This window comes from Citrobacter sp. wls827 (genome assembly GCF_005280875.1).
In the GTDB taxonomy this organism is placed as follows: Bacteria; Pseudomonadota; Gammaproteobacteria; order Enterobacterales; family Enterobacteriaceae; genus Citrobacter; species Citrobacter youngae.
The window spans coordinates 405,435-413,786 of the sequence record NZ_SZWR01000018.1 but is presented as its reverse complement, the minus strand read 5'-3'; the positions used below and the strand labels follow the sequence as shown (position 1 = coordinate 413,786).

The window sequence follows — 8,352 nt, the reverse complement described above, 5'->3', positions numbered from 1 at the left end:
CGGCGTTAGCGGCAGCCGCCTCCGCCATCATGGCGGGGATTTCCGAACCCGCGCTGTATGGCGTGGCGATCCGCCTGAAACGACCGCTGATTGCGAGTCTTATCAGCGGTTTTATCTGCGGTGCCGTTGCCGGCATGGCCGGACTTGCAAGCCACTCCATGGCAGCTCCTGGCCTGTTCACCAGCGTCCAGTTTTTCGATCCGGCCAATCCGATGACCATCGTTTGGGTATTTGGCGTGATGGCGCTGGCGGTAGTGCTTTCCTTTGTATTAACGCTGATTCTCGGCTTTGAAGATATCCCTGTCGAAGATGCCGCCGCGCAGGCCAGAAAAAATCAGGCCGCACAACCGGGCAATATCAATGGAGCCAGCATTTGACTGGTATGAACTGAGGTTAATTATGTCTGTTTTTCCGCAAGGATTTTTATGGGGCGGCGCACTGGCCGCCAACCAGTCTGAAGGGGCGTACCGGGAAGGTGGCAAAGGGCTGACGACCGTCGATATGATCCCTCACGGCACAAGTCGCATGCCCGTCAAACTGGGACAGGAAAAGCGCTTTACGTTGCGGGATGACGAATTTTATCCCAGCCATCAGGCGATCGACTTTTATCATCGCTATAAAGAAGATATCGCGCTGATGGCGGAAATGGGTTTTACGGTATTTCGTACTTCCATTGCCTGGAGCCGTCTCTACCCTAACGGCGATGAGCTGACGCCGAATGAAGAGGGTATCGCATTTTACCGGGCGGTGTTTGCCGAGTGTAAAAAATACGGTATTGAGCCGCTGGTCACGCTGTGTCATTTCGATGTGCCAATGCATCTGGTCACCGAGTACGGTTCATGGCGTAGCCGTAAAATGGTGGAGTTCTTTACCCGCTACGCCCGGACCTGCTTTGAGGCCTTTGACGGACTGGTGAAGTACTGGCTGACGTTCAACGAAATCAACATTATGCTGCACAGCCCTTTTTCAGGTGCCGGACTGGTGTTTGAAGAAGGCGAAAATCAGGATCAGGTGAAATACCAGTCCGCCCACCACGAACTGATTGCCAGCGCGCTGGCGACGAAAATTGCCCATGAAGTTAATCCGCACAACCAGGTTGGCTGCATGCTGGCGGGCGGTAATTTTTATCCTTATTCCTGTAAACCAGAAGATGTGTGGACCGCGCTGGAAAAAGACCGCGAAAACCTGTTCTTTATTGATGTGCAGGCGCGCGGGGCCTACCCGGCTTATTCTGCCCGCGTGTTTCGCGAAAAAGGCGTGGTCATAGAAAAAGCCCCGGAAGATGACGACATCCTGAAAAACACCGTCGATTTCGTCTCGTTCAGCTATTACGCATCGCGCTGCGCCTCGGCGGAAATGAACACCGGCAATACCAGCGCCGCCAACGTGGTGAAGTCGCTGCGTAATCCGTATATTGCGGCCAGCGAATGGGGCTGGGGCATCGATCCGCTTGGTCTGCGCATCACCATGAATATGATGTATGACCGCTACCAGAAACCGCTATTTCTGGTGGAGAACGGGCTGGGGGCGAAAGATGAAATTGATACTAACGGCGAGATCAATGACGACTATCGCATCAGCTATTTACGCGAGCACATTCGCGCCATGGCAGACGCGATTGAAGATGGCGTGCCGCTGATGGGTTACACCACCTGGGGCTGTATTGACCTGGTTTCTGCCTCAACCGGTGAGATGAGCAAACGCTACGGTTTTGTGTATGTGGACCGCGATGATGCGGGCAACGGCACGCTGGCGCGCACCCGTAAGAAATCATTCTGGTGGTACAAAAAAGTAATCGCCAGCAACGGTGCCGATCTGGCATAACAGATCTGCCGGAGGGGGTTACAGCCTTCCGGCAGAATTACATATTTTCATTTCATTTATTACATTCCAGATGTGGAATCGTCCTTCCAGTTTCAGGTTTGCCCTCATCTTTTTTTACTGGCATTTTATTCAGTAGTTTTTAATCCTGGCCGTTCACCACAAGGAAACGTGCATGTCTGATAAAAATGGCACAACAGCAGTGGCTATCACTAAACCCGTACGTCGATTGAAAGTTGGCTATGTCAGAAAACGCCATGAAGATCCCAAAACGGGTTACACGCGACGAATCAGTCGGCACGCCTCACTCACGCTGAACGGCGACTGGCTGGAACAAGCAGGGTTTCCTACCGGTACGGCAGTGAGTGTGTCAGTGATGCAGGGGAAATTAATTATAGAGCAGGCCATTGAGTAACGAGGAAGGCGGGAAACAGGCCGGATGTCACTCACATCCGGCACTGATACGGTTTACTCTTCTGGCGCTTCCAGCTCGGAGAATCCACCGTGTCCTTCCCAACCGGCTAATCGCTGATAGACGGTATCAACAGCATCTTTGATCGGCTGTGTCATCGGGTAGTAAAAACCGACGATGTCCGGTTGAATGCCGAGGAAAATCACCTCACCAACGTCGTCTTTCAACTGATCGACCAGGTAATTCAGCGGCATGTTATGGGTGGTCATCATGAACATCTCGGCAATGTCATCGGGATCGATAATGCGGATTTCACCTGGGTTCAGCCCCATATCGGTGGCATCAACAATCAACAAACGTTGCGGACGCAGTTCACGGATGGCGACAATATCGTTCTCCGGCGCGCTACCGCCGTCGATGACAACCCAGTTGCCTTGAGGATTTGCAGCACACATTTCAGCCAGCAGCGGGCCCGCGCCGTCATCGCCCATCATGCTGTTACCCACACATAACAAAACGTCAGTCACGGTGTCTCCTCACCATCAGATAGATGGCGCTTTCCTGGTGTATGTCGTGCAGCATGCTAAGCATCAGCTTGCTCCACTCCTGCTGCTGCGGGGTCTGTACGGCACGCGCATTATCGAACGCGCGTGCCAGCATTTGCACATGGTTGAAATCGATAACGATCTCGCCGTATTTCGGCACACCTTCCATTTTCCGGCGGGCTTCGCTTCCCTCAGCAAGGGTAGCAATCCATGCCAGATAGTCATCCCATGGACAAGTTAACGCCGCTTCCAGGCAATCGATGATCCCAAGGTGGTGACCAATCGCCAGGCTGTAATAGACAACCTGCTGCGCCTCGGCGGGCGTCGCATCGTTCTCATCAATAAACTTACGGCTCAGTTGGCTGAACACCACCGTTTCACTCATCGGATACGCGCCTCTTCGACAACATGGTTAAGATGCGTGACGATCTCGGTCAGACGCGGATCGTTTTCCGCCTCCAGCCAGCGCGCCACCTGATGCTCGCCCTGCCCTAACTGCGTCATATAGTCATCAGCAATCTGGCGACCATAGCGGTATCCCGCCAGACGGCGAGCCTCGCGATCCACCTTCACGCGCAGCGGCTGAACCATATCCGGATGCAGAATTTCCGCCGGCTGTTCGTCCAGTTCACCCGGCGCACGCGCGTGAATTTTTTGTTCCAGCAGACCCAGCGCCATCGCAAAACCATACAGCGTGGCTGCAGGCGTTGGCGGGCAGCCAGGGATATACACATCCACCGGTACGATTTTGTCGGTGCCGCCCCATACGCAGTATAAGTCGTGGAAAATACCGCCGCTGTTACCGCAGGCACCGTAAGAGATACAAATTTTCGGGTCTGGCGCAGACTGCCAGGCGCGCAGCGCCGGAGAGCGCATGGCACGGGTTACCGCGCCGGTAAACAGCAGGATATCCGCATGGCGCGGGGACGGTACCACTTTGATGCCAAAACGTTCGGCGTCAAACAGCGGAGAAAGCGTGGCGAAGATTTCGATTTCGCAACCGTTGCAGCCGCCGCAGTCCACACGGTAAACGTACGCTGAACGCTTGATGCTTTTTAGCAGCGACGCTTTCATGCTGGCAATGGATTCATCCACCGTCATCGGTACCGGAATACCGTTGGCGTCACGTGGGCCTAATAAATTGCTCATCAGCTGGCCTCTTTCATATGGCGAGTCAGTTCAATACGGTCAGACGGCACCAGGCATTTCTGGCGCTTACAGTCCGGGCAGGTCTCAAAGCTTTCACGGTGGTTTTCCGCGCGGCTATCACCGTTGTGCTTAAGCAGCGCAATGGCGTAATCAATCTCTTTTTGTACCGCAAACGGACGGTTACATACGCGGCAATTACACAGCGCAAAGCGGGACTGCTGCAGGAAATCCTCTTTCTTCCACACCGCCAGCTCATACTCCTGCGACAGCTTGATCGCCGCCGTCGGGCAAACTTCTTCGCAACGGGCGCAGAAGATGCAGCGACCGAGATTGAACTGCCACGCCAGCTCATTGGTGGCCAGATCGGTTTCTACCGTCAACGCGTTCGACGGGCACGCATTCACACAGGCCGCGCAGCCAATACACTGCTGCGGATTATGTTCCGGTTTGCCACGGAAGTTTTTATCGACCGCAATCGGCTCCAGCGGATACGACGACGTCGGCGCCCCGGTTTTGATGACTTTTTTGATAAAGGTAAACATGGCGATTCCTTATTTCAGCGGCGAGTTTTTACGCTCGATGCTGTAGCGCTCAAGTTCTTTGTACGGCACGACTTTGCTCTTCTTCTTACGTACATCGACCACGGTCATACGGTCAGTACAGGAGTAGCAAGGATCGAGGCTACCTATAATCAGCGGCGCATCGGAAACGGTATTACCACGCAGCATGTAGCGCAGCGTCGGCCAGTTGGCGTAGGTCGCCGCACGGCAGCGCCAGCGATACAGTTTCTGGTTGTCGCCGGTCATGCTCCAGTGGATGTCATCTCCACGCGGCGCTTCAGCAAAGCCCAGTGCGAAACGGTGAGGAATGTAGGTAAAGCCTTCCACCATCAGCGGGCCGCCCGGCAGGTTATCCAGACCAAAGTCGATCATATTCAGTGCGGTATAGACTTCATTAATACGAACTTTCAGACGAGAAATAACGTCGCAGCCTTGCTCGCTATGAACTTCCATCGGCAGCAGACCATAGCCGACAAACGGGTGATCGGCGCGGGTGTCACGCGCGTGGCCGCTGGCGCGAACCATCGGGCCGACGTTACTGAAGTCACGGGCAATTTCCGGATCCAGACGACCAATACCAACGGTACGCTGTTCCATGTTCGGTGTGCTGAGCAGCATATCGACCAGTTCCTGCACGTCACGACGCATCTGCTGCGCCAGTTGACGGGTCTGGATCATATCTTCTTTCAGCAGATCACGACGGATACCGCCGATCAGGTTCAGACCGTAGGTTTTACGTGCCCCGGTGAGGATCTCCGCCATCTTCATCGACGTTTCACGCACGCGGAAGAACTGCATAAAGCCGGAGTCAAAACCGGTGAAGTGACAGGCCAGGCCGAGGTTCAGCAGGTGCGAGTGCAGACGCTCAACTTCCAGTAGAATGGCACGGATCATCTGCGCACGTTCCGGCACCACGATGCCCATCGCATTCTCAACGGAGGTGGTATAGGCAGTGCTATGCGCAAAGCCGCAGATGCCACACACGCGATCTGACAGGAACGTCACTTCGTTGTAACCCATACGGGTTTCCGCCAGTTTCTCCATGCCGCGGTGGACATAGAACAGACGGTAGTCGGCATCGATAATGTTCTCGCCGTCAACGAACAGGCGGAAGTGACCGGGTTCATCGGAGGTGACGTGCAGCGGACCAATTGGCACCACGTTGTTTTTCTTGTCGCCCAGTTCGTTGATGAACTCGTAGGTTTCCGCATCGGTAGTCGGCGCCGGACGCTGACGATAATCCATGCTGTCTTTACGCAGCGGATAGAGTTCGTCCGGCCAGTCATCCGGCAGTACCAGGCGACGCTCATCCGGCAAACCAACCGGGATTAAACCGTACATATCGCGCACTTCGCGCTCGCCCCAGACCGCAGCCGGAACGCGCGGCGTTACGGACGGGAACTCCAGTTTATTGGCATCGACTTCAACGCGGACGGTTATCCAGCATTTAGTGCCCTGCTCCATCGACATCACGTAATAAACAGCGTAATGACCGCACAGCTGGCGTTCGTCGTTACCAAACAGCACGGACAACCAGCCGCCCTGTTTGTAGTACAGGAACTCCACCACTTCCGGCAGGTAGTTCACCTTGACGGTGATCGTCAGCTGATCTTTGGTCTGCCAGGCTTCATCCAGCACCACGCCCGGAAAGGCCTGATGCAGCGCAGCGAGATATTGTTGACCTAATTTTTCTTCAGACATGCTCAAACTCTCTTAAATCACGCCACCAGCAAGGAGACGAACGCTAAAAACGCAAACCCAAAACCGGCCCAGGTCACGCGTGAAGTGGCGCAAAAACGCAGACGCGCCATGCTGTTTTCGAACAGGGCGATGACCAGCACGCCGAGGACCAGCTTGACGACGGCAATCACCAGCGCCAGCAGCAGCCCACCCGCGCTGAAGGTTTCCATCTGTCCCCACGGCAGGAACACACCAACGAACATTTGCAGAACGACCAGTTGCTTGAGGCTAATGCCCCATTTCAGCACGGCAAAACCGCTGCCGCTGTATTCAGTCAATGGACCTTCCTGCAGCTCTTGCTCTGCTTCTGCCAGATCGAATGGCAGTTTGCCCATTTCGATAAAGGTGGCGAAAGCACAGGCGCACAGTGCCAGAATCAGCGGGATGCTGCGCGCAGCAGGCCAGTGGTAAATGGTATCGGCGATATTGCTGATATGGGTTGAACCCGCAACCTGTGCCGCTACCCACAGCCCCAGCAGCAGGATAGGTTCAACCAGCACGCCGAGCATCGCTTCACGGCTGGCACCAATGGCGGTAAACGGGCTACCGGTATCCAGTCCCGCGATAGAGAAGAAGAAACGGGCAATGGCGAACAGGTAAATTAAGGTGATCAGATCGCCAAGTTGTGGCAGCGGTGAGCCAACGGTCACTACCGGCAACGCAGTGGCGATAGTCAGCATCACGCCCACCATCACAAACGGCGTCAGACGGAAAACCCAGCTGGAATCCGCAGGCGCAATGCTCTGACGACCCAGCAGTTTGATAATGTCGCGGTATTCCTGCAAAACGCCCGGACCGCGGCGATTGTGCAAACGCGCACGCGCCACGCGGGTAACACCGGACAGCAGCGGCGCAACGGCAAACAGCACCAGCGCCTGAATTAACGGATATAAAACACTCATTCTCAGGCTCCTCGTGAAACCACAATCACCACCAGCACCGCCAGCTCAATTAGCGCCAGTCGACGGAACAGCACCGGTGCAGCCGCATTCTGCCAGCCCGGAATCAGTGATACCGTGTTTAGCCATTTACGCAGTTTGAGTACCGGGGCAAAGGCTTCTTTCACCGGCATGGCAAAACCGTGCGCGGTAATGACCATTGACTGCTCGTGATCGTAACCACACACCCATGCCGCACCGCGTGAACGCGACGGCAGACGGTTGCCTTTGAAAATTGCCATGATGATGAACGGCAGCAGCGGACATGCGATCAGCAGCAGCGTGATCATCGGCTGAGAAACGGTGGTGTTGGCGGTTTCCAGCGGCAGCGGAACGGCAGAGGAGATCATCGGCAGCAGCCACGGCGCAGCAACGCCGCCAATCACGCAGCAGATAGCCAGCGCAACGACGCTCACGCTCATCAGGATTGGCGCGCAACAGGCATTCTCAGCTTCCTTCGTGCGCGGTGCGCCAAGGAAAGTAACGCCATAGACTTTCGCCATACACATCACCGCCAGCGCGCCGGTAATCGCCAGTCCTACCGCCAGCAACGGTCCTAAAAAACGGCCGACAAATGCGCCGCTGTTGCCAAGCTTGAAGAAGGACTGGTAGATAACCCACTCACCGGCAAAACCGTTCAGCGGCGGCAGTGCGGCCATCGCCATTAGACCAACCAGCATCGCCAGAGAGATAACCGGCATGCGTTTGCCGATACCGCCCAGTTTTTCGATATCACGATGACCGGTACGGAACCAGATGCTGCCTGCGCCCAGGAACAGAACGCTTTTGAACAGGCTGTGGTTTACCAGGTGGTACAGACCGCCGGTCAAACCCAGCGCAATCAGCGCCGGTTGATTCAGGGAAATCCCGGTCACGCCAGCGCCCAGCCCCAGCAGAATAATGCCGATGTTTTCCAGCGTGTGGTACGCCAGCAGACGCTGGATGTTGTGCTCCATCAGCGCATACAGACCGCCGACAAACGCGGTGATCATCCCCAGCACCAGCAGCGTAACGCCCCACCACAGCGGCGCGTTACCGCCCAGCAGCGACAGCGACAGAATACCCAGCAGACCCACCTTCATGACGACGGTAGAGAACAGCGCCGCAGCCGGTGCGCTGGCGTTGGCGTGTGCCTGCGGCACCCATCCGTGCAGCGGAATTATTCCGGCCAGCAGGCCAAAACCCGC

Annotated in this window: 9 protein-coding genes and 1 pseudogene; 3 read left to right on the top strand and 7 right to left on the bottom strand. The window is 55.7% G+C overall.

What is annotated here, in order from left to right; all coding sequences use genetic code 11:
- From FDX03_RS23480 to FDX03_RS15190, 3 genes and pseudogenes are all read left to right on the top strand, one after another.
- Positions 1 to 377: pseudogene (locus FDX03_RS23480) on the top strand (PTS cellobiose/arbutin/salicin transporter subunit IIBC); the annotation flags it as partial.
- A gap of 22 nt (positions 378 to 399) precedes the next feature.
- Positions 400 to 1,824: a 6-phospho-beta-glucosidase gene (locus FDX03_RS15195; protein ID WP_137346147.1), complete on the top strand. Its 1,425-nt coding sequence runs from the start codon at positions 400 to 402 to the stop codon at positions 1,822 to 1,824.
- A gap of 172 nt (positions 1,825 to 1,996) precedes the next feature.
- A complete protein-coding gene (locus FDX03_RS15190; RefSeq protein ID WP_061068454.1) occupies positions 1,997 to 2,236 on the top strand; it encodes a SymE family type I addiction module toxin in 240 nt (79 codons plus the stop codon).
- A gap of 53 nt (positions 2,237 to 2,289) precedes the next feature.
- Here the strand turns inward: FDX03_RS15190 and hycI are convergent, their stop codons facing one another.
- The 7 genes from hycI to hycC all read right to left on the bottom strand — a co-directional run.
- Positions 2,290 to 2,760: a hydrogenase maturation peptidase HycI gene (hycI, locus tag FDX03_RS15185; RefSeq protein ID WP_003037382.1), complete on the bottom strand. Its 471-nt coding sequence runs from the start codon at positions 2,758 to 2,760 to the stop codon at positions 2,290 to 2,292.
- The gene (locus FDX03_RS15180; protein ID WP_137346146.1) at positions 2,753 to 3,163 is read right to left on the bottom strand and encodes a formate hydrogenlyase maturation HycH family protein; all 411 of its coding nucleotides are present in this window, start codon (positions 3,161 to 3,163) and stop codon (positions 2,753 to 2,755) included. The genes hycI and FDX03_RS15180 overlap by 8 nt, the downstream gene beginning before the upstream one ends.
- A complete protein-coding gene (gene hycG / locus FDX03_RS15175; RefSeq protein WP_003037388.1) occupies positions 3,160 to 3,927 on the bottom strand; it encodes a formate hydrogenlyase subunit HycG in 768 nt (255 codons plus the stop codon). Before hycG ends, FDX03_RS15180 begins: the two co-directional genes overlap by 4 nt.
- Complete coding sequence (gene hycF, locus FDX03_RS15170) at positions 3,927 to 4,469, bottom strand: formate hydrogenlyase subunit HycF (protein ID WP_003037391.1); 543 nt, start codon at positions 4,467 to 4,469, stop codon at positions 3,927 to 3,929. Before hycF ends, hycG begins: the two co-directional genes overlap by 1 nt.
- A 9-nt stretch (positions 4,470 to 4,478) precedes the next feature.
- Positions 4,479 to 6,188 carry a formate hydrogenlyase subunit HycE gene (hycE, locus tag FDX03_RS15165; RefSeq protein WP_003037393.1) on the bottom strand — a complete coding sequence of 570 codons (1,710 nt, stop codon included), beginning with the start codon at positions 6,186 to 6,188 and terminating at the stop codon, positions 4,479 to 4,481.
- A 17-nt stretch (positions 6,189 to 6,205) separates the two neighbouring features.
- Positions 6,206 to 7,129 (bottom strand): respiratory chain complex I subunit 1 family protein, encoded by a 924-nt coding sequence (locus FDX03_RS15160; protein ID WP_137346145.1) that lies wholly within the window; start codon positions 7,127 to 7,129, stop codon positions 6,206 to 6,208.
- Positions 7,130 to 7,131: 2 nt separating this feature from the next.
- Positions 7,132 to 8,352 (bottom strand): formate hydrogenlyase subunit 3 (gene hycC / locus FDX03_RS15155; protein WP_249357075.1); only part of this gene is annotated, 1,221 nt, incomplete at its 5' end.

What these genes read in the sequence shown, in the direction of transcription:
- FDX03_RS15190 (WP_061068454.1), top strand. Translation starts at nt 1,997, where the DNA reads ATGTCTGATAAAAATGGCACAACAGCAGTGGCTATCACTAAACCCGTA.
- hycG (WP_003037388.1), bottom strand. Translation starts at nt 3,927, where the DNA reads ATGAGCAATTTATTAGGCCCACGTGACGCCAACGGTATTCCGGTACCG.
- FDX03_RS15160 (WP_137346145.1), bottom strand. Translation starts at nt 7,129, where the DNA reads ATGAGTGTTTTATATCCGTTAATTCAGGCGCTGGTGCTGTTTGCCGTT.
- hycE (WP_003037393.1), bottom strand. Translation starts at nt 6,188, where the DNA reads ATGTCTGAAGAAAAATTAGGTCAACAATATCTCGCTGCGCTGCATCAG.
- FDX03_RS15180 (WP_137346146.1), bottom strand. Translation starts at nt 3,163, where the DNA reads ATGAGTGAAACGGTGGTGTTCAGCCAACTGAGCCGTAAGTTTATTGAT.
- hycF (WP_003037391.1), bottom strand. Translation starts at nt 4,469, where the DNA reads ATGTTTACCTTTATCAAAAAAGTCATCAAAACCGGGGCGCCGACGTCG.
- FDX03_RS15195 (WP_137346147.1), top strand. Translation starts at nt 400, where the DNA reads ATGTCTGTTTTTCCGCAAGGATTTTTATGGGGCGGCGCACTGGCCGCC.